The 19,453-nt window shown below is 59.1% G+C and carries 19 protein-coding genes; 13 read left to right on the top strand and 6 right to left on the bottom strand.

What is annotated here, in order from left to right; translation table 11 throughout:
• From trbG to AAFM29_RS05785, 3 genes are all read left to right on the top strand, one after another.
• The coding region (gene trbG, locus AAFM29_RS05795; RefSeq protein WP_341711849.1) for a P-type conjugative transfer protein TrbG at positions 1 to 606 on the top strand (606 nt) is incomplete at its 5' end.
• The gene (locus AAFM29_RS05790; protein ID WP_341711848.1) at positions 603 to 1,778 is read left to right on the top strand and encodes a TrbI/VirB10 family protein; all 1,176 of its coding nucleotides are present in this window, start codon (positions 603 to 605) and stop codon (positions 1,776 to 1,778) included. The genes trbG and AAFM29_RS05790, both read left to right, overlap by 4 nt.
• Positions 1,775 to 2,002: a DUF2274 domain-containing protein gene (locus AAFM29_RS05785; protein WP_341711847.1), complete on the top strand. Its 228-nt coding sequence runs from the start codon at positions 1,775 to 1,777 to the stop codon at positions 2,000 to 2,002. The genes AAFM29_RS05790 and AAFM29_RS05785 overlap by 4 nt, the downstream gene beginning before the upstream one ends.
• 10 nt (positions 2,003 to 2,012) lie before the next feature.
• Here AAFM29_RS05785 and AAFM29_RS05780 read toward each other — a convergent pair whose 3' ends face one another.
• The 4 genes from AAFM29_RS05780 to AAFM29_RS05765 are packed head-to-tail and all read right to left on the bottom strand — an operon-like array spanning position 2,013 to position 4,585.
• Complete coding sequence (locus AAFM29_RS05780) at positions 2,013 to 2,912, bottom strand: LysR family transcriptional regulator (protein WP_341711846.1); 900 nt, start codon at positions 2,910 to 2,912, stop codon at positions 2,013 to 2,015.
• Complete coding sequence (locus AAFM29_RS05775) at positions 2,891 to 3,487, bottom strand: DUF6151 family protein (RefSeq protein WP_341711845.1); 597 nt, start codon at positions 3,485 to 3,487, stop codon at positions 2,891 to 2,893. The genes AAFM29_RS05780 and AAFM29_RS05775 overlap by 22 nt, the downstream gene beginning before the upstream one ends.
• Before the next feature lie 17 nt (positions 3,488 to 3,504).
• Positions 3,505 to 3,906 carry an MAPEG family protein gene (locus AAFM29_RS05770; RefSeq protein WP_341711844.1) on the bottom strand — a complete coding sequence of 134 codons (402 nt, stop codon included), beginning with the start codon at positions 3,904 to 3,906 and terminating at the stop codon, positions 3,505 to 3,507.
• 25 nt (positions 3,907 to 3,931) lie between these two features.
• The gene (locus tag AAFM29_RS05765; protein WP_341711843.1) at positions 3,932 to 4,585 is read right to left on the bottom strand and encodes a hypothetical protein; all 654 of its coding nucleotides are present in this window, start codon (positions 4,583 to 4,585) and stop codon (positions 3,932 to 3,934) included.
• A gap of 295 nt (positions 4,586 to 4,880) precedes the next feature.
• Between AAFM29_RS05765 and AAFM29_RS05760 the strand changes: the two genes are divergently transcribed.
• From AAFM29_RS05760 to AAFM29_RS05745, 4 genes are all read left to right on the top strand, one after another.
• A complete protein-coding gene (locus tag AAFM29_RS05760) occupies positions 4,881 to 6,128 on the top strand; it encodes a serine hydrolase domain-containing protein (RefSeq protein WP_341711842.1) in 1,248 nt (415 codons plus the stop codon).
• Positions 6,097 to 7,824: a serine hydrolase domain-containing protein gene (locus AAFM29_RS05755; RefSeq protein WP_341711841.1), complete on the top strand. Its 1,728-nt coding sequence runs from the start codon at positions 6,097 to 6,099 to the stop codon at positions 7,822 to 7,824. The genes AAFM29_RS05760 and AAFM29_RS05755 overlap by 32 nt, the downstream gene beginning before the upstream one ends.
• Positions 7,821 to 8,732, top strand: coding sequence for a class A beta-lactamase (gene bla / locus AAFM29_RS05750; RefSeq protein ID WP_341711840.1), 912 nt, complete (start codon positions 7,821 to 7,823; stop codon positions 8,730 to 8,732). Before AAFM29_RS05755 ends, bla begins: the two co-directional genes overlap by 4 nt.
• Before the next feature lie 73 nt (positions 8,733 to 8,805).
• Complete coding sequence (locus AAFM29_RS05745; RefSeq protein WP_341711839.1) at positions 8,806 to 9,429, top strand: LysE family translocator; 624 nt, start codon at positions 8,806 to 8,808, stop codon at positions 9,427 to 9,429.
• Positions 9,430 to 9,468: 39 nt separating this feature from the next.
• Here AAFM29_RS05745 and AAFM29_RS05740 read toward each other — a convergent pair whose 3' ends face one another.
• Positions 9,469 to 9,747 carry a helix-turn-helix transcriptional regulator gene (locus AAFM29_RS05740; RefSeq protein ID WP_341711852.1) on the bottom strand — a complete coding sequence of 93 codons (279 nt, stop codon included), beginning with the start codon at positions 9,745 to 9,747 and terminating at the stop codon, positions 9,469 to 9,471.
• A 26-nt stretch (positions 9,748 to 9,773) separates the two neighbouring features.
• Positions 9,774 to 10,328 (bottom strand): hypothetical protein, encoded by a 555-nt coding sequence (locus tag AAFM29_RS05735; protein WP_341711838.1) that lies wholly within the window; start codon positions 10,326 to 10,328, stop codon positions 9,774 to 9,776.
• Between the two features lie 192 nt (positions 10,329 to 10,520).
• Between AAFM29_RS05735 and AAFM29_RS05730 the strand changes: the two genes are divergently transcribed.
• The 6 genes from AAFM29_RS05730 to AAFM29_RS05705 all read left to right on the top strand — a co-directional run bounded on the left by AAFM29_RS05730 (position 10,521) and on the right by AAFM29_RS05705 (position 19,435).
• The gene (locus tag AAFM29_RS05730; protein WP_341711836.1) at positions 10,521 to 11,477 is read left to right on the top strand and encodes a hypothetical protein; all 957 of its coding nucleotides are present in this window, start codon (positions 10,521 to 10,523) and stop codon (positions 11,475 to 11,477) included.
• A gap of 3 nt (positions 11,478 to 11,480) precedes the next feature.
• Entirely contained in the window at positions 11,481 to 13,778 is a 2,298-nt protein-coding gene (locus tag AAFM29_RS05725) for a S41 family peptidase (protein WP_341711835.1), read from the top strand.
• A gap of 532 nt (positions 13,779 to 14,310) precedes the next feature.
• Complete coding sequence (locus AAFM29_RS05720; RefSeq protein ID WP_341711851.1) at positions 14,311 to 15,453, top strand: serine hydrolase domain-containing protein; 1,143 nt, start codon at positions 14,311 to 14,313, stop codon at positions 15,451 to 15,453.
• A complete protein-coding gene (locus tag AAFM29_RS05715; RefSeq protein ID WP_341711834.1) occupies positions 15,450 to 18,245 on the top strand; it encodes an alpha/beta fold hydrolase in 2,796 nt (931 codons plus the stop codon). Before AAFM29_RS05720 ends, AAFM29_RS05715 begins: the two co-directional genes overlap by 4 nt.
• 106 nt (positions 18,246 to 18,351) lie before the next feature.
• Positions 18,352 to 18,876, top strand: coding sequence for a sigma-70 family RNA polymerase sigma factor (locus AAFM29_RS05710; RefSeq protein ID WP_341711833.1), 525 nt, complete (start codon positions 18,352 to 18,354; stop codon positions 18,874 to 18,876).
• Positions 18,869 to 19,435 carry a hypothetical protein gene (locus AAFM29_RS05705; RefSeq protein WP_341711831.1) on the top strand — a complete coding sequence of 189 codons (567 nt, stop codon included), beginning with the start codon at positions 18,869 to 18,871 and terminating at the stop codon, positions 19,433 to 19,435. Before AAFM29_RS05710 ends, AAFM29_RS05705 begins: the two co-directional genes overlap by 8 nt.
• Positions 19,436 to 19,453: the final 18 nt, after the last annotated feature.

The following is a 19,453-nucleotide window of genomic DNA, read 5'->3' as shown; positions in this document are numbered from 1 at the left end:
CTGCAGGAAGGCGAACAGCTCGTCGGCCCCGTTGCCGCCGGCGACACCGTGCGCTGGATCATGGGCGACACGCTGAGCGGCTCGGGCCCGGCCCAGCGCGTGCATATCCTGGTGAAGCCGACCCGGCCGGGTCTCTCGACCAACCTGGTCATCAACACCGACCGGCGCACCTATCATCTCGAACTGCGCTCGACCCCGGACACCTATATGGCCTCGGTCTCCTGGACCTATCCGCAGGACGATCTGATCGCTTTGCGGCAGGCCCAGGCCGAAGCCGAACGCGCGGCACCGATTGCAGCGGGCATGGACCTCTCGCTGCTCAACTTCCGCTACAAGGTCGATGGCGACCGGACCGACTGGCGGCCGCTTCGCGTTTTCGATGACGGCACCCGTGTGTTCATCGAATTTCCCAAAGGGGTCGCGCAGGGCGAACTCCCACCGCTGTTCGTAATCGGCGCGAGCGGCGAGGCCGAACTTGTCAATTACCGCGTCTCTGGCCGGTTCATGATCGTCGACCGGCTGTTCGACCGGGCCGAGCTGCGGCTCGGCAACCGACGTGGCCAGAAGGCCGTCCGCATCTCCGCGAACCGGCGGGGGCGGGCATGACCGACGACGATGAGATCGAGCGCACCGACGTAGCGCCCGTCGATCCCGAACAGGCGGTGAAGCTGCGCGGCGATCCGCCGCGTGTCATGCGCCTCTCGCGCAAGGCCATCGGCATTGCCTCTGCCTGCAGCTTCGCCCTGGTCGGCGGTGCGCTGATCTACGCACTTCAGCCTTCGGGTCGCAGCGATGGCGAAGAGCTTTACAACACCGATGGCACCGCCGTGGCTGACAACCTTGCGGGTGCGCCCAAGGACTATGGCCAGGTGCCCAAACTCGGTCCGCCGCTTCCCGGTGATCTCGGCAAGCCGATCCTCGATGCCCAGCAGCGCGGCGACATTGCGGAACTCCCACCTATCGGTGCGCAGCCGCCAACAGCACCGCCGCCCGATCCTGCCGCTGTTGCAGCGGAAGCCGCGCGCGGGAGCCGCCTCTTCTTCGGTGGCGGAACTCCGAACGGGGCGGGCGCGGGACTGCCCGTCCTGACTGCATCCTCTGCTGTTCCTGCCGCCTCTCCTGGTGCGGCGCCACAATCCGAGGCCGGACGCAGGCAGGCGTTCCTCGAACGCGCCAGCGACCGGCGTACCGTGTCCACCGAACGGCTGACCGGGCTGGCATCGCCTGCCATCGTACAGGCAGGCTCGGTTATTCCGGCGGCGCTCATTACCGGCATCCGCTCTGATCTTCCGGGGCTGGTCATCGCGCAGGTCACCCAGAATGTCTATGACAGCCCGACCGGGCGCATCCTCCTCATTCCGCAAGGCGCGCGGCTGATCGGCGACTACGATGCCGATGTCGCCTTCGGACAGAACCCGGTGCTGCTGGCCTGGAACCGACTGATCCTGCCTGATGGCCGCTCGCTCGTGCTTGAACGCCAGCCTGCCTCCGACAGCCAAGGGTTCGCTGGTCTTCAAGACAGCACCGACTATCATTGGGGCGGGGTGCTCAAGGCCGCGCTGGTCTCGACCTTGCTGGGTGTCGGTTCGGAGCTTGGCTCGGGCAGCGATGACAACACTGCGCGAGCCTTACGTCGTGGCAGCCAGGACAGCGTCAATCGAGCAGGCGAGCAGATCGTCAGCCGCGAGCTTCAGGTCAGGCCGACCATCACCATCCGGCCCGGTTATCCGGTACGCGTGCTGGTGACCCGCGACCTGGTGCTTGGAGGCGGGCAATGACCCGACTGAAACTCTCCGACATCGCCGATGAGAAGCCGGTCAAGCTGACTATCGAAGTGCCCGCCCGGCTGCATAGCGATCTGGTTGCCTATGGCGTGGTGATCAACGGCGGCAATGCGAGCGGAGCGCCAACGCCTGAGCAACTGGTCGCGCCGATGCTGGCACGGTTCATTGCCACCGATCGGAGCTTCGCCAAGGCACGCCGCACTGCTCAGCCGGGGTAGCGCTCCTCGATCAACTTGAAGAAGCGCTGGAGCGCCGGGTTGTCATTGTCCTCGCGCCAGTAGAGCGCATATTCGAAGTGGGATCGTGGATCTCCTGAAAAGCCAGATCGCTCCATGCGACACCTTGTGAGGCACCTGTCGCGATGGAGATGTACCGCTTTGCTGCGACGATGCTGAGCACGCTTTCGAGGCTGGTATCCTGCACAATGATGTTGGGGCGGCGTCCTTGCTCGGTCAGGCGGGACGCGATCAGGTTCTCGAACATCGGTCCAAGCCCGCCTGAGGGCACCACGAAGATTTCGCGGCGTAGGTCCTGCCAGTAGATTTGTTCGCGTGTCGCAAGGTCATGATCGTCCGGCAGGACGGCGTACAGTTTCTCCGACCAGACACTGCGGGAGGCAACTCCGTCTTCAATCTGGCCGGCCGGCGCGACGGCAACATCGATCGTGTGAGACTGGAGGCTATGAGAGAGCTTTTCTAGGCCCGCCTCGATGCCGTCAAACTGGACGTCCGGAAACTTGGTCAGGTAGTCGGAGATTGCCAGCTTCAGTTTGCCTGCCATTAAAGGCGAGCAATAGCCGACCGCGATCCGCCCGTGCAGGCCATAGCTGACATTGCGCGCGGTGGTTCTGAGGTTGTCGATATCTGTGACGATACGCCGGGCTTGCTCGATAAACGGGCGACCGTTCTCGGTCATCTCGGCGCCGCGGGTTGACCGCTCGAACAGCTTGACGCCCAACCGGTCCTCAAGTTGCTGAACTTTCCGGCTAAGCGTGATCTGCTTCACATTCAGCGCGGCCGCAGCCCGCGAGAAGCTCTTCGCGTCAGCTGTCGCGACGGCATAGCGGAGTTGGCGGATTTCGATAGGCACGCCGATGTCGCTCGTTTTCAGTCTTGCGCGGGCCGACAAGGCAACGCAAGTTCCTGTGGCTTTGCAATCGGCTCCAAAGTCAGCGGATCAAACAGGGCTGATTTCTTCCTGTCGCCAGCAACAAGATCCTTGATCATGCGAAGGACAAATCGCCGAATAAGTTGCGAGAAAGACATGGGGACGAGATCAGCCCTGCTCTGCGCCTCGAAAGGCAAGAAGAGATGGCCCACTGCCGGGCCGATATGTCGCTCGACCTCTCCGGGGATGCAGTTCGCGAGCAGGGTGGTGATATAGGGGACGCGCCCGTTCGCGTAAGTGTTGAACATGGGCGTGTTGCAGCATGAGGCATACCAGCGGAGCGTTGGCTTCTCGGTCAGGTGCATGCATGCAAGCTTGTCCTTGCCAGATGAAATCGACATTGCAGCGCACCGGCTCTGGTACAATGCTGTGCCGCCGAAATCTCCGAGAATCCGTGCTTCCGCGCTCAGGACGCTGGCGAATTTCTGACAGTCCACACAATGACAAACGACATGATCTCCGGACCGAGGTCCTGCTTGGGCCAACGTCCCTGTTACGGCGCCGCACTGACAGCTGAATTGTACGCCACCGACCATATCGGCCCGGCCTCACTTCATCCGGCTTGCTGCGCTAGGCAGGCGAGAACAATAGCCGTGGTCGCTGCGAGCAGCGACAGGATATTCAGGCTATTACCGGCAATGCGGAGCGGATGCTTGGAGTTGTCCGCTTTCAGCCCGAAGGGATGAAGCAGCCGTCCCAGAACCAGCAGTGCGCCGCTCGCATGGATGAAGCCGGCGGGGGCATCGGAAAGTTCGGCAATCAGAATGATCAACAGAACCCATGGCACCCATTCGATGAAATTCCCATGGGCACGGATTCGTTCAAGCAACCCTATGTCCCCGCCGTCTCCGATAGAGACTGCCAGTCGCGCCCGGCAACTGGCGACCCTGACCCAAAGCACGAACCATATCGCTACAAGGGGAAGCACGTAACCAGCGAGGATGGGGACTTTCATGGGAAATACCTCTCTTTCATGATGGTTATCGTTGCGATCGCAGTTCGGCGAAAACGCCGCCGATATGCATCGCCATGAACAGGGGAACAGCGGCGATTGGCAATATGCCGGGAGCATCAAACCCGGCACCGGACAGCATGGCAGGCCTGAGTACTGTGACCCCCAGAGCTAGCACACACGCCAGTTCGACGAGACCCATCCCGTTCCAGAGGAGCAATGCGAGTGCTGGTTTGCTGGACGTGCGCCGACGAAGCGCAATACCGGTGAGGCCAATAATGATGTCGCCCAATGCGACTGGAACATAGAACAACACCGGCAAGGCGCCGGCGAGCCCACTCGCCAGGATCATCATTCCAAAGGCGATGCGCCAGCCTGCAAAGTCAATCGCCATGTCCGCACCTGAACGGACTGCGGACCGCAGGACCTGGAGGATCATGGCACCGGAAAGCACTGCGACCGATGCCATCACCGCGCCCGGCTGTCCGCTTGGCGGCGCATTCCAGCGGGCGGCAGCAAGCGTCGGCACCAGGCCCCACGATAACGCCCAGACCGCCGACAGCACGATCGCGATCGTCAGGATATTTGGAGTGGCCGGTGTGGACGCTTTGCGGGATTGCCACGCGACGCAGGCCAAAAAGGCAAGCGCCAGGGCATCTGCCGATATCGACCATGGCCCCATTTGCCTGCTCCCGTTCCTCCCAGCGTCTCTGATCCTTGTTGACCGACTTCGAATGAATGTCTAGCGATAATTAATTATGGTCCTATTTGAGATTGCCTTTGATGGTCCGGTGCTTTCCAGCTTGCCGCAACTTATCAAATCTGCGTGTCAGATGGCAAAAGCGCCCGCCTTTTCCCTCGACTACGCAAGGAGTTAGAAAGGTTGCTCAAAATTGGGGGACTTGCCCGAAGCCTAGAGCGGGCTCATTCGGCAGGCCGCTGCAAAGGCATAACGCCGTCCGGGAGCGAGGAACGAGATGAACAAAGGCACTGTGCGGCGAAGGACTGCCCTGAAATGGGCAATGGCGCCACTCGCACTTGGCGCAGGAACAATTTCGACGGGCGCTGCCGCAAGGCAAGCTGGGCCCGAACCCGAGACGTTGGCAGAATATGCCAACAGGCTGATGGCGGCGTCAGGCACGCCGGGGATTTCCCTCGCCTTTGGCGCAGGCGAAAGGCCATCGACGCTCCTCGCGCTTGGCCGTGCCAATGTCGATACCGGAATGCGTGTGACCGAAGACACGGTCTTTCAGGCCGCATCCATCAGCAAGATGGTATTCGCTTTAGCGGTGCTGGAGTTCGCACGAGACGGCGGGATAGACCTTGACCGCCCGATGGTCAGCTATCTGCGCCCATCCTACTTGCCCTCAACGAGCGGTATCGATTCAGTCACGGCGTGGCAGGTACTCTCGCACAGTTCGGGCCTGCCCAACTGGTTCGACGACCAGCCACAGGCTGGCGAGAATCCACCGATTGTACCGGGTCGTTTCCGGTACTCTGGCGAGGCCTATTTCTGGCTGCAGCTGGTGATCGAGCATCTCAGCGGGAAGGGGCTCAATGCCTTCATGCAGGAGAGCCTGTTTGCCCCTGCCGGGATGCGCAGTTCGGCCTATGTCTGGGATTCGTCTTGGGCAGGTCGCATGGCATGGGGGCATGAACAGGGGCGGGTCGCAGCGGACCAGGGGCTGCGCAATGTCCTGGAGATGGTGGAGCCACTTGCTGCCGAATGGGGCAAACCCCTTGGCACATGGTCACATCAGGAATGGCTGGCCGCCGCCACCCGGCTCGATCCGGATACCAGCCATAGCAAGATAACCTTCCAGAACGCAGCTGCAAGCCTGGTCTGCACGGCGCACGATCTCTATCGGTTCCTGCGCCACGCTTATCGCATCATGAGCAGGCGGAGAGGAGCAGCAGACGACATGTTCGCGCCGGCGATCCGCGTCGCACAGGGTGTCGACAATTGGTGGGGTCTGGGCTGCTCCCTTGAATTGCGATCGGGCGGAGGCCGGATTGCAGGCCATGAAGGCAACAATTTCACCTTTCGCGCCTATGCTGGCATCGATCTCGTCACCGGTGAGGCTCTGGCGATCCTGACAAATGGTGATGGTGGGTTCGGCGTCTACGAACGTTTGGTGCGGCGTATCACCGGGCGTGACCAATTGTCGTTCGTCGCCAATCTCAATCCCAACCATGAATTTCTCGAACGCGGCCATGCCGGGTAGAGGCCAGCCGGCGTTCTGCCGCGATGTCATCATCGGGCTCATTTGCCTGTCGGCCGTCACGGCAAGCAGCCTTGCGGCGAAAGAGGCGGAGCAGCAGGATCCCGATACCGAGTTAGCGAACTTGCTCGCCATGCGGGTTCCCGAATTGCAGCGCCGCTACAATGTACCGGGCGTTGCCATTGCCTTGTGGCAGGATGGCAAGGAACCGGTCGTCTTCAATTTCGGAGTCACTGACGCGCGTACCAAAGCGCCTATAACCGATGACACGACCTTTCAGGTGGCATCTATCTCGAAACTGGTCACGGGCGCTCTCGTCTTGCAGTTACGCGATGCGGGCGAAATCTCGCTAGACGAACCCATCGGATTCTATCTGCACAGTTTTGCGCTTCCACCCTCGCAATGGACAGAGCGTGATGTAACCATTCGCCGCATCCTCAATCACACCGCTGGATTGTCCGTACACGGTTACTTCCCGGGCTCGGTTATCCCTGGCGAGATGCCGACCTTGCAGCAATCGCTGGAGGGCAACTTAAATGACGCGGAGAAGGTCGAGCTCGTCGCCGAACCGGGGCGGGGATACCGTTACTCGGGCGGGGGTTTTTCGCTGCTGCAACTGGCCCTGGAGGAGAAATACAATGCCCCGTTTGCACGTCTTGCTGAAGATCGGCTCTTCAAGCCACTAGGATTGAGCGCTGCGAGTTTTGAGGCAGACGCCATCCTTGATGGCGCTGGAGCGCAGCCTCACGATTCTGCTGGAAAGGCGATGCCGCAACGCGCATTCGCCAATGTCGCGGCTGGTGGGCTTGTCATCAATGCAGGCGAGCTGGCGATGCTCGCGGAGGCCGTCCTTGGCAAAGGACCCCTCCATGGGAAACTGCTCACGAACGAGGGTCAGTTCTTGCTGACCAGTCCGTCGGCTATCGGCGAGGCCACCAGCCGCGGTGTCACGATGGAGCAGGCGATGGTTGCACCAGGTAGTGCGCCGGGGCCATACCTGATCCGACCCACCCTGGGTGCCATGATCGCGACACGTGGCGACGGTTCACATGTCATCGGGCACACAGGCAGCAATGTCGGGTGGAAGGCCGCGGTCGAGTATGTGCCGGAAACCGGAGCCGGAATTGCAGTCCTGACGAATTCCGAGACCGGAAATGGCATTCTCCTGCCTGTGGTGTGCGAATGGCTGAAAGTGCAGGACCGGGCACGCGGCGTGTCGGCGGACCGCCACTGCCCTGAATTCGGCCTTGCGCTTTTAGAGGCGGCATACGCCCGGGATGGTGTCGATGGCATGCAGTCGGCATATTCAAAGATGCACAATGCATCGCCGGGTGCCTACCTGTTCGATGACTGGACGGCGGTCGGGTTTGTCATTTCCTTGTTTGCCCAACGCGACCTTGGCCTGCTCGATATGGCCGATATCCTTGCAGCAGGTCAGGTCGTGCTCCGCGACAATGCGGTCGGTTTCCCGCAATCTGGCTTGGCGGCGTCTGCAAACAGCCTGATCCTCGCTTTGGCCGGGAAAGGCGACGAGGCCTGTCGCGAAGCAAGCCGCGCAATGAGTACCGGACCGCTCGAAGAGCAGGCATCTGGCCTTCTGGGCCAGGCGACATCAATTTTGGGCGCGAATTGCTCCGCACTGGAGAAAGCCTTCGCAACAGAAAAGGCTGAAACAGCAGACAGCGCAGGTGGCAAGTGAAGATACCGGCTAACCAAAACAACGGTGGGCCAGTGCTAGCGCGTCGTGGCTTGATACAATGTATGCTCGGTGGGATCGCCCTGATGGGATGTGCCTCTCGCGCGCTGGTCGAGGACGTTTTTAGTGCCTTGGAACGGTCGACCGGTGCCGAAATCGGTCTCGCCGCTATAGATATCCGAACTGGCAGAACGATTTCGCATCGCGGTGACCAGCGTTTCGCAATGTGCTCGACATTCAAGTGGCTACTTGGCGCCTTCCTGCTTCAGCGCGCGGACCGTGAGTTGGGAGACATGGGACGGCGTTTGACGTTCAACCAGTCCGATCTTGTCTATCATTCCCCCGTTACCCGAGACCATCTAGGCGAAGCGGGAATGAGCATTGCAGAACTTTGTGAAGCAACCATACAGACCAGCGACAACACGGCTGCCAACCTCCTGCTCGAGGAACTGGGCGGGCCGAGCGGATTCACCGATCTGGTGCGTGAGGCCGGTGACCCGGTAACCAGGCTCGACAGGCTGGAGCCGTTCCTGAACGAAAATGCGCCAGGCGATGTGCGCGACACCACGACACCCGTGGCCATGGCGACGCTGATGCAGAACTACCTCTTTGGATCGGCGTTGTCAGACCAATCGAGGGAATTGCTGCGCGCATGGATGATTGGAGCGAACACAGGCCTTGATCGCCTGCGGGCGGGCTTCCCTGAAGGGTGGGCGGGAGGCGACAAGACAGGCACCAGCAGTAACCGCGCCAACAACGATGTCGCATTTGCCATTCCGCCGGTGGGCTCGGGAACAGCTCCGATCATTATCGTAAGCTTGACCAATGTGGCAGAGCCGATTTCGGTCGATGCAAATGCACTGCATGCACGGATCGCGCGCAAAGTGTTCGAATCATTGGTGCTGTCGTGAACGCGCCGCTGGAACAGTGCTTCCATCGCCATCACCTGCACACGCCGACTGGTCCTGAGGAAGAAGTATAGCAATGTTGGCGCCCGAGACGCTTCTCGCCTTCCTCCTGGCGGCAACTTTGCTGGCCATGACACCCGGTGTCGATACCGCTGTCGTCTTGCGAGTTGTGCTTAGCGGTGGGGCACGGTCGGGACATGTCGCGGCGCTTGGAATCGCGCTTGGCTGTCTGATTTGGGGTGTAGCGGTTGCGGTTGGGTTGGGCACCATCATCGTCGCCTCCCCGCTTGCCTTTATGTTTTTGAAGCTGGCCGGTGCTGCCTATCTTGCAATGCTTGGTTTACGTTTGGTTCTCCGGCCACGAACTGATCTCGAGCTTGAGGCGCCTTCAACGAACGGCCTCGTTGCACAAAGGGCTTTCCGGCAAGGCTTCCTGACAAATCTGCTCAATCCCAAGGTAGGCCTGTTTTACCTGACCTTTCTGCCGCAATTCGTGAACCCGCAGGAAACCGCCGGACAGCAGCTGCTACTTCTCGCACTCATACACACAGTTGTTAGTCTTAGCTGGTTTGTCGTGCTCATCTTGGGACTTACGCCGTTCCAAAAAGCTCTGCAAAACTCCCGTACCGTTAAGAGCATTGATCAGGTCACCGGAGGTGTATTTCTCTTCTTCGCCAGCCGGCTGGTTTGGGCGGACTGACAGCTGCAACGCCCCACCCAGAAATTTCGTGGCCGTGCCCTAAACGCCTAAATTGTTGCCGACGTCTACAATCAAGCTGACTAAGGGGGCCAGCAAAGCCAGTACCGCGCCCATCTTCTTGCCGATTGTTCTGGGGTTCGGATTGGGATCTCGATCAAGGATGTCACCCGGATCGCAATCGAGAAACTCGCAAATCTTGTCGAGTGTCTCGAACCGGATACCCTTGACCTTGCCCTGTCGAAGCAAGCTGATGTTCTGTTCAGAAATGCCGATAGCGGCGGAGAGCTCCTTGGCTTTGCGCTTGCGCAAAGCCAACATCACATCGAGCCGAACGTTGATTGCCATCAGATGATGCTCGCGCTGTCTTCGGCGACCAACCGGGCTTTCGCAAAAATTGCGACGAACATGACCAGCGTCGCCCCCAACAAGAAGAAAACGAGCTGCGCCTGTGCGACCATGAAATAGACCGGAGCTGTGGTGACTCCGAGGACTTTCACTACCGATGCCAGCGTGTTGAATGCAATTTCCTGCACACCAACGAGCACCACGGACCATGCAAAAAGGCGCGCACCCGACAGCACTTCCTGATTGAATGCCCACCCTTTCGCCAAGGCCCGTGCGAGGCTAGCAATGCCCAAATAAATCACTCCCCTGAACAGGTAATCGACCAACCCTAAGAACCACACCGCGCTGGTCGATGAGATCAGTGGTTTAACATCGTCGATTATAATGCCGATTCCTCCGGGGCTACCGTGACCTCGCTCCAGGAAGGTCACAGGGTTTATGAAGAATGCTCCGGCTATATGCAGAAAGAAAGCGGTGGCGGCAGCCCACGTCAACGCTTTTGCCATCTTCACAGCCTTTGGTGAAAGAGCCAGCAGCGGGTTCGAATCTTCCATTTTGCCCTTTCCGGGGGAACGGCGACGGGATGACGATACTCGCACCCTCAGCCTGTGAATCATATCTCGCTGTTGGACGTCGTAGGCCAAGCGTCAATCTGAAAACGGCACAAATTATCGTGAAACATTAATTTCTGGTTCAATCTCGTGCGGCTAGCCGCTATCCCTCCGTCGTGTTCAGGGTAGTGCCAGTTGAGCTACTCCGTCGAAAGGGTTTTGAATCATATGCGAGTTTTTACCAGTGCAGTTGCGGCCACGCTGCTGGTGATGTCGTCCAATCCAGGCTCAGCGGAGGAAAGCGAAAGCCCATCCACGCTGGAACTCGACGCATCACAAGGCACACCTGTCATAAATGCTATCGTGAAACGTCAGCCTGTTCGTTTGGCGCTGGACCCGGTGCTCGGTCGATACGCCGCTGTGAATCCTGAATCGGCACCACGACTTGGTTTGAGCGGGTATCCGATAGGTAATGCTGCAGCGTCGATCGATGGCGCTGAGATAAAGGGGAAGGTTGCTAGGTTCGGTATCACCATTGATGGCCGCAAGCGCATGGTCTCAGCTGCGCTTCTCGGGCGCAGCCATCTTCCGGCAGGTGATGCGCAAGGATACGATCTTGCGGGTGGTTTTGAAGCTTTTCCCGCTGACCGGGTCGTTGTTTGGCTCAACCGCGGAATTGAGGGCGCGACCGAGCAAATCACTTTCACCCGACCCGGAAAAGATAAGGAACGTGGCTTCCCCGTGTCGCTTGGTGGCATAAGCATGCGGCTCAATTTTCACTTCGCCAACGACAAGAGCTGGCTGGATCGCCAAGCAGCTCAATCACTTGTCGATCAGGGGGAAGTTGAACCTTTTGGCGAGGTCCGGACGATCCCGGTCTGGTTCGGCCTTGACATGCCGGTGCAGGAAGTCAGGTCTCGTGCTCCGCTTGAGGTCAATGGACTGCGATTGCAGTCCCTCCAGGCAAGAACCTCGGCTCCGCTGGTCCTGCCGGAGCCGGATGATCAAGTCATTATTGTCACCGGCCAGCGCGAAGGCAAGCGGACCCCGGTGTTGCTGGTCGGGGCGGGCTCGCTCTCGCATTGTTCCAAGATGATCTTTGAAAGAGCGGCACAGCGATTGACGCTGTCGTGCCGGAAGCAGGTGCCCTGAGCCATGAGAAAGAAAGCTGCATACCGGAGATTGCGCATAACAGTTCTCGTGGCGACATGCTGTGTCACGGCACCACTTTCCGCCAATCCCGAGCCTGAGCCGGATGTTCCGACATCATGGGGATTCGAAGAACCCGAAATGATCAAGCGTGGTGGCGGCTTCAGCGCCTCTGATCCGTCCAAGGTGACTTTCGATACCGAGATCAAGAGAAACGGAAATCAGTCGCTGCGGATCGATTCCACGGCGAATGAGGATCGACGAATATGGATCGATTTCTCTTTCCCGCATGATCGCCGTAAGGGCGAAGTCGAATTCGCGTTCTATCTCCGCGCAGACACGGCCGCGATGCCTGTCAATCTTGTATCGATGACCCGTGGCAGAAGCGGTGAACAAGACATCCGTCGCTTTCCCATCGACCTGAAATCCTCTGGTTCCTGGGTGAGAGCGCAGGCCAAGGTGCCGGTTGATGTCATGGATATGCAGGTAGTTGTCGGAATTGAGGCCTCCGGTGAAGGGCGTCTCTGGGTAGATGACTTTTCAATCACGCTCGGAGGAGAACCCTTTGGCCTCGATCCACGGAGGAATTGGGGAACATCAAGGTTTGCTGCAGGGTCCGGTATCGCGCTCGACAGCCTGACCCCACGCCAATCTGCCGATGTGGCCGTTTTGGCAAAAGTTTGGGGCTTCTTGAAATACCACCACCCGGCGGGTCAATCAGGCACCAGGAACTGGGATGACGAGTTCCTAGCGCTACTGGGACCAGTGCTCGTTTCCGGGTCGGAGCACGAGCGTGACCAGTTGATCCTGGAGTGGCTCCGGTCGCTTGGTGAGGTCCCCGAGTGCACAGATTGCGCAACGCCATCGGTGGATCCTATGCTGAAGGCACCTGACCCGCAATCGCTGTGGCACGATGTCGCTTCACCCGAACTGAGACAAGCGCTTGCATGGGTGTACGACAATCGCGCACGCCTTCCGCATCAAGTGTTTGCCTATCGCTATAGTGTAGGTCAGGCGCATTTCAGCAACGAGCTTGCATATCGGGACATGGATCCAGACGATGACGGCTTCAGGCTTCTTGCAGTCGCGCGCTACTGGAATATGGTCCGATACTGGTTCCCCTATCGCGACCTGATCGACGAACCGTGGGAGCCTGTCCTAGAAGATGCGTTGCGCGATGTTGTCCGCGGCGAAGGGCGAGAGGCTTATATCGGCGCCATCCGCAGGCTGATCGCGCGTGTCGATGACACCCATGCGCTGATGTACACCGATTATGCCATGGTCCCGCCAGCCGGAGCGTGCTTCCCACAGCCACACATTCGCTATGTCGAAGGCGTTCCTCTGATTGTCGAAACCGGCGGCGCAGAGCAGGTCATGGTCGGCGATCGCCTGGCTATAGTTGACGGCACTCCGGTCACACAGATCGAAACTGAAGCGCGACCGTATTATGCTTCGTCAAACTCGGCATCCTTTTATCGGGACCTGGGTCGTAATCTGCTGCGCGGCGAATGCGGGTCCATCGCAATGGAGATTGAGCGAGGCGGGCAAAAAATCGCTGTGGAGTTGCCACGCGAAGATCAAGGCTGGCGTCCCGACGGTGGCCGCAGGGATACCCCGTCGCGCGGTCGTCCCGGGCCAGCGCTGCAATGGCTGGACGACAATGTACTCTATGTTTCGCTCGAAGCGCTGGAGATGGCGGATCTTGAAAAAATGAAGGAGCGGTTGGGCACGGCCCGTGCCGCCATTTTCGATCTGCGCGGATACAGCGGTCGCGTTTCGGTTCACTCCCTTTTAGCAAAGCTGTCGCCGGAGCCGGTTTCCTTTGCTGGTTTCACGGTACCAAATATGGAAACCCCAGGCGAATTCGTGTGGGAGCCGCTCCGTCCACTCGACCTCGAGCACGATCCAGCATTGTTTGCCGGGCCGATCGCAATCCTTGCCGATGAAACGGTCCAGAGTGCGTCGGAGTACGCAACAATGGGTTTGCAATCTATTCCAGGTTCATTCGTTGTCGGCTCAACCACCGCCGGTGCGGATGGCAACGTGGCACAGTTCTCATTGCCTGGAGGCCTGTTCACCGCGTTTAGCGGTATCGGTGTTTTTTATCCGGACAAGACGCCAACACAGCAGGTCGGGATCCGGATCGACTATCCCGTTCACCCAACCATTGAGGGGGTTCGCACCGGAGGAGATGAGCAACTGGATGTTGCAATCGAGCAAGTAAGAAGTCGCTTGCTTACCATCACATCTGGTGTCGACGAAGACACGACCAGCGCCGCAGTCCCGTCGTTGGTCGTAAGATAATGCGCCAATGGGATCTTTGCCCCCGCCAGCGGATCAACGCCAGAATCTTGGCGGCCATACTGCTCCCCTTTACAGTTTCGGCATGCTTGCTCGTTCCCGGCGAGGAACGCTCGTCAGTTCAGCCGCTCATCGAGGGTGCCATACGGTATTCAGGGGAGCCAGTGGGAGACCGCCAAATCTTCGTTCGTTTCGCGACCCGCCAATTGGACTGTGCGCCATCAATTAGCGACACAAGAACTGACACTGATGGCCGGTTCACAATCACTCCGCAGTTGGAAAGCCGGAAATATCGACTCCTGACTTTCGCGCCTAGTAGTCCGACCTATTTCGTCGCGGTCTGCCTCGAAGATTCGGTCGATCTGAAATCCCTGTTCGCCGAAAGCTACTATGGCGCGCCGCCCCCATTGATCAACTTGCAATGCGAAATTGATCAGAGTGCGGCTGAGGGTGAGTATTGCACAGTCGCAAAGCCGCAAGCTTGGCTGAGATCGAAAAGCAGCCCCGGTCTCATCGGACAAGGAAGCTATTTGCAATGACGATCATTTTCTCCCGTAGAGGCGTCCTAGGGTCGGCCTTGGCGAGCGGAGGCGTTCTGTGCGCTGGAAGCATCTGGCATGCTTCCGCTTCGGCACTTGCCACCGAGTCAGGCCCGGATTTCGTCCACAGACAGGTAAGGCTTGCTGGGCTCACTGGTTGCTCAGTTGCCATTGCCCGCAATGGCGTCCCCTTGCAGTCCTTGACGAGCGGAATGGCTAGTCTTGTGACTGATCGGTCGGTTGGCAACACCACCCTGTTCCATATTGCATCAATCACAAAGGTGGTCGTTGCGAGGGCATTGGTTGCACTTGCCGAGGCGGGACGGCTCGATCTTGACGCACCAGTTGACGACTATGTTGGCTTCCCGGTTACGAACCCAGCTTTTACCGATCTGCCGATAACTACCCGGCAATTGCTCTCGCACAGTTCGAGCATTTCAGACCAACATTATTACGAAGTGGATTTCCGCACGCAAGGTGCGGACAGCCCGCTGCCGCTGGCCGAGTTCGTGACCGACTACCTCGTGCCCGGTTCACGGCACTACACGGCGACCAATTTTTCCAGCAAGCATGCGCCCGGTTCGCAGTGGGAGTACTGCAATGTCGGCTATGCGCTGGCCGGGCTGGTTGGAGAACGCCTGACCGGAGATTTCCGCCAGTGGATCGACGAAGCTCTTTTCCAGCCGCTTCAGATCACGGATGCCTTTTGGGGTGTGGGAAGTTTACCGCCTGCCAGAGTGGCCTTGCCTCACGAAGACGGTGAAAACGGACCGGTCACCCTGGAAGCGGTGGGCTTCCCGGACTGGCCAGCCGGAGGCCTGCGCATGCGAGCCGACCAACTCGCCCAGGCGCTTTCGGCACCCATGGGTCAGTTTTCTGCATCGGAGATGCTCGAACAACAAGCCTTGCCCGGGCTTGCGCCATGGCTGACGGGGCAAGGCCTTGGCTGGCAATTCTCCATTCTCGGTCAGCGCATGCTGCCCAACCACTGGGGCGGCGATCCAGGCGTCATCACCGCCGCCTATCTCGATCCTGAGCGGCAAACCGCTGTGACAGTGCTGGCGACAGGGTCTGCCACCCCAGCAGCGCGGGATGCGATCAAAGCTATTGCCCTCCATATGTTCGGACAATCGCAGTGAAGCGGGTCTTTCAGAGCACGCACTTTGTCGTATTGACCGGCGCTCTGCTGTCTTTGGCCATGCCCTCAACGCTGGCGGCGCGTCCACTAGCCGAAGGTTTTCCGGGAGGCGTGGCGACAAAGAGCATTGAACGACTTCGGCTGACGCCGAAAGCCGAGACCATCCGCGCCGATGTGGCGCCACAGATGGGGCGTCTGATGGAAGAGCAGGCAATGCCTTCAGTCACCATAATCCTGTTCGAACGGGACGAGGTTCTTTGGGCGGAAGCCTTTGGCTATTCCAATCTTGCCACGCGTACCCCGGCAACTTTGGATACTGTCTACAATACCGGATCGACCTTCAAGTTCGTCGTGGTCAGCGCAGTCATGCAATTGGTGGAGCAGGGAAGGATTTCGCTTGATGCTCCCGTCAACGAGTACCTGACCCACAAGATCGACGATTTCGCCGAAGAGGGCCAACCGCTTACTTTGCGGGCCATGCTGGCGCACCGGGCTGGATTGCCTGCCTCGCGCCCTGTCCCTGAAACCGACGTCTGGTCGCGCACCCTGCCGCCTTCGGACGACGTCCTGCTTTCCGGGCTCAAGGCGATAGAACGGCCCGGGGTGCGCTACGACTACTGCAACATCTGTTTCCCCGTTTATGCCGAGGTCGTACGGAATGTTACCGGGCAGTCGCTGGAAGACTATCTGCGCGAACACATCCTGATCCCCGCTGGTACAAGATATACCGAACCGTTCTATCCCGATGCAGCTGCGGTGGCGGCGATGGCAGTGCCCTACGGCCGCGTCGGCAACCAGCCATGGCCTATTGGTCACAAGTTCCTGCAAGCCCCCTATTCGGGCGATGCCTATATGCGTCCGCTCGACATGGTGCGGCTGTTGCAGCCGTTTCTGAACGAAGGCCGCCTTGGCAACGGTAAGTTGCTTGAGCCGGCGACGGCGCGAAGCATGATTATGCCGCAGTATGATGGCGATTTCAGTCTCGGCTTTCTGAGCCAGAGTGAGAATGGGGTGCGTGTGCTGTCATGGGATGGCGGCATCTACGGCGGTAGCACCGTCTATCAGATCGAGCCTGCAACCGGCATCGGCGTCTATATTGCGTCGAACAGTAATGAGACGACCGATGTTCTGCACAGGCTGGCGCGACGTGCGCGCGAGATTGCCCGGGTGGGAACAAGCTCCACCGAGATCGCTTTCCCCCCACAGTCCGGTCCTGGCCCCGTATGGCTTTCCGACCAGCAGCTCTCCGCATTGGCTGGCAGCTATCGCATTGAGGGCGGTGGCCCGTCGGTGACAATCCGCCGTATGGGAAGACAGCTCAGCCTGACCAATCCTGCGGGGAAACGGCTGGAACTCGTAATGACCGGCCCGGATCAAGGCGTGGTCGTGGCATCGAATGAAGAGGTGACTTTCGTTCGTGGCAGCGATGGGACCGGGCGCAGTCTCCAGCTTGTCGGCGATGGCTATAGTTTCTTCGCAATTCGCGTGGATGATGGTCAGACAATTGCAGTTGATCCTTCGACGGCGCAGCAGTCACCGGTTGCAAAGAAAGTCGATACTGACAATTGCGAAGTCGGCATATACGAAGGCACGGGTGGGACTTTCGCGGCCATCACGCGGTCAGGCGATGGTTTCGCCTATTCCTTCGCCGATGGCCGGCTCGGTAAAATCGGTGACAAGGAGGCGCTGGTGCAATGTGCCGGCGACAGTCTCTTGGTCGACGGTACTATGCGCTGGCAGAAGGCGGATCTGACCGAGACTGATACGCAGTTCCGATCGGGCGATATAACGCTTGCCGGTCGTCTGATCGAGCCTGCCGGAGCCGACAGTACCACGCCATTGCTGGTCTTTGCGCATGGCTCCGAGGATATTGGCTGGATCGAGCATGCTCGCGATCCCTACCAGATGGTGGGGCGCGGCATCTCGGTATTCGTCTATGACAAGCGCGGCACGGGACGTTCGAGTGGCAAATACACCCAGAACTTCCCGAAGCTGGCCAACGACCTGGTGGCCGCCTCGCAAGAAGCCAAGCGCCTCGCCAATGGCCGGTACGGGCGGTTTGGTCTGGTCGGGCTAAGTCAGGGCGGGTGGATTGCCCCGCTGGCAGCAAGGCGGGCACAGGCGGATTTTATCGGCATTGGCTATGGCCTGGTGGCCGACATCCGGGAAGAGGATGCGGCGCAAGTGCAAAAGGAACTTCGCGACGCCGGCTATCCCGAAACCGTGCTGGCTGCTGCGCGGCAGATTACCGACGTTACAGCACGCATAGCTTCGTCAGGTTACACCGATGGTCTGGACGAACTGACCGAGATCCAGGCTCGCTACGGGGCACAACCCTGGTTCGCGAAGATACGCGGAGGTTATTCGGGTGTGTTCCTTGGAATGTCGGCGGAAGATCTCCGCGAGAACGGCGTGCCGCAATTCAACGATCTCGACATCGACTGGTCGCTTAGCCCGATGGAGGTTATGCGTGATGTTGACGTGCCGCAATTGTGGGTTCTGGCAGGAGAAGACCGCGAAGCCCCGATTGACCTGACGCTGTCGCGTCTGGGGCTGTTGCGGCAGGAAGGTAAGGACATTGCCATCTGGATCTTCCCAGACACGGACCACGGCATGCGTGAGTTCATCGCGCGGGATGATGGTTCTCGCAGCTATCTTCAGGTGACACCGGGCTATTACGATCTGATGGCTGACTGGGCGAAGGGCATTTCGCTGGGTCAGTACGGTCGTGCAACGACCTTTCGTGCGCCCCCCGACACTACACCTCATACAAGTCGGTCACCAACGGATTAGTAGTCAATGGCCCATCCCGCGCCAATCGAGCGCGCTTGGAGAACGCAGTTCGACGCGAGTTTGCAGTCTGACGTTAGAAATCAAGCGCGGCGGCGACTACAGTAATATGAACAGGGCCACTTCTCTCAGATATGACAATATCAGAACTGAGTTTGGGGCCGCTATTGCCCGGATCGCCAGCGCCTATGAGGCGGACCGATCGCGGCAGCAGGACCTGCAGCAGGAAATCCATCTGGCGATCTGGCGCGGGCTGCCGGGCTTTCGCGAGGAATGTTCGCTGAAGACTTGGGTTTACAGGGTGGCGAATAATGTAGCAGCAACATTTGTAGCCAAGGAAATGCGTCAAAGGCGCGGGCAATTGGTCTCACTCGACGATGAATGCGTCATCCCCACCCATCCTGGCCATGAATCCGAGGTTGATCACAAGCTTCGCGTCGAAATGCTGCATACGTTTCTGCACACTCTCAAGCTGCCTGACCGCCAGATTGCCTTGCTTTATCTGGAAGGCCACTCGGCTTCCGATATTGGCGAAATCACCGGCCTCAAGCCTGCGGCAGTCGCAATGCGCATCCACCGCTTGAAGACAGTCCTCTCGAAATCGAACACGCAGAAAGGAACAGACCATGTCTGAACGACCCATGTCGATCCACGATATCTGGAAGGAAAGCGGCTTTGACATCGTTGTCCCCACCTCGGAGGAATTGATCGAAAAAGACGCGCGCCTGCGCTCCTCTGTTTCGCGCTCCAATCTTCTGGAATATGTGGCCGGGCTCCTGCTTTTTGGTGTCTCATCGTACTTTGCGGCTCAGGCTGCTTCAGGTGTTGCTCTCGCAGGCTGGGTGCTGACGATGGTCGCGACCGTCTTCATCATGACCAACCTCTATTTCCGCAGCAAGGGCGATGGCCCGGTGTTCGGAGACGACACGACGGCGCATTATCTTGCGAGCCTTATCCGGCGGCGCGATCTACTTGGCTCGATCTGGAAGTGGTACATCCTGCCGCTGGTGCCGGGCTTCGCTCTGTTGCGGATAGCCATGCATGGGCTGGTCTCGCCGGATCAGCAGATGTTTCATTACGGCTATGACGTGGCCGCGCTGATCCTCGCTTTGGCACTTGCCTTATGGAATCATCGAAAAGCCAAGGAACTGAACGCCGAGATCGTTGCCATCAGGCATCTACAATCGTTGTAACTTGAACGGAAGGATTCA

The sequence above is a fragment of the Erythrobacter sp. genome (assembly GCF_038133525.1).
GTDB lineage: Bacteria > Pseudomonadota > Alphaproteobacteria > Sphingomonadales > Sphingomonadaceae > Qipengyuania.
Note: the sequence above shows the minus strand (reverse complement) of the source record. Positions and strands in the feature narration are given on the sequence as shown.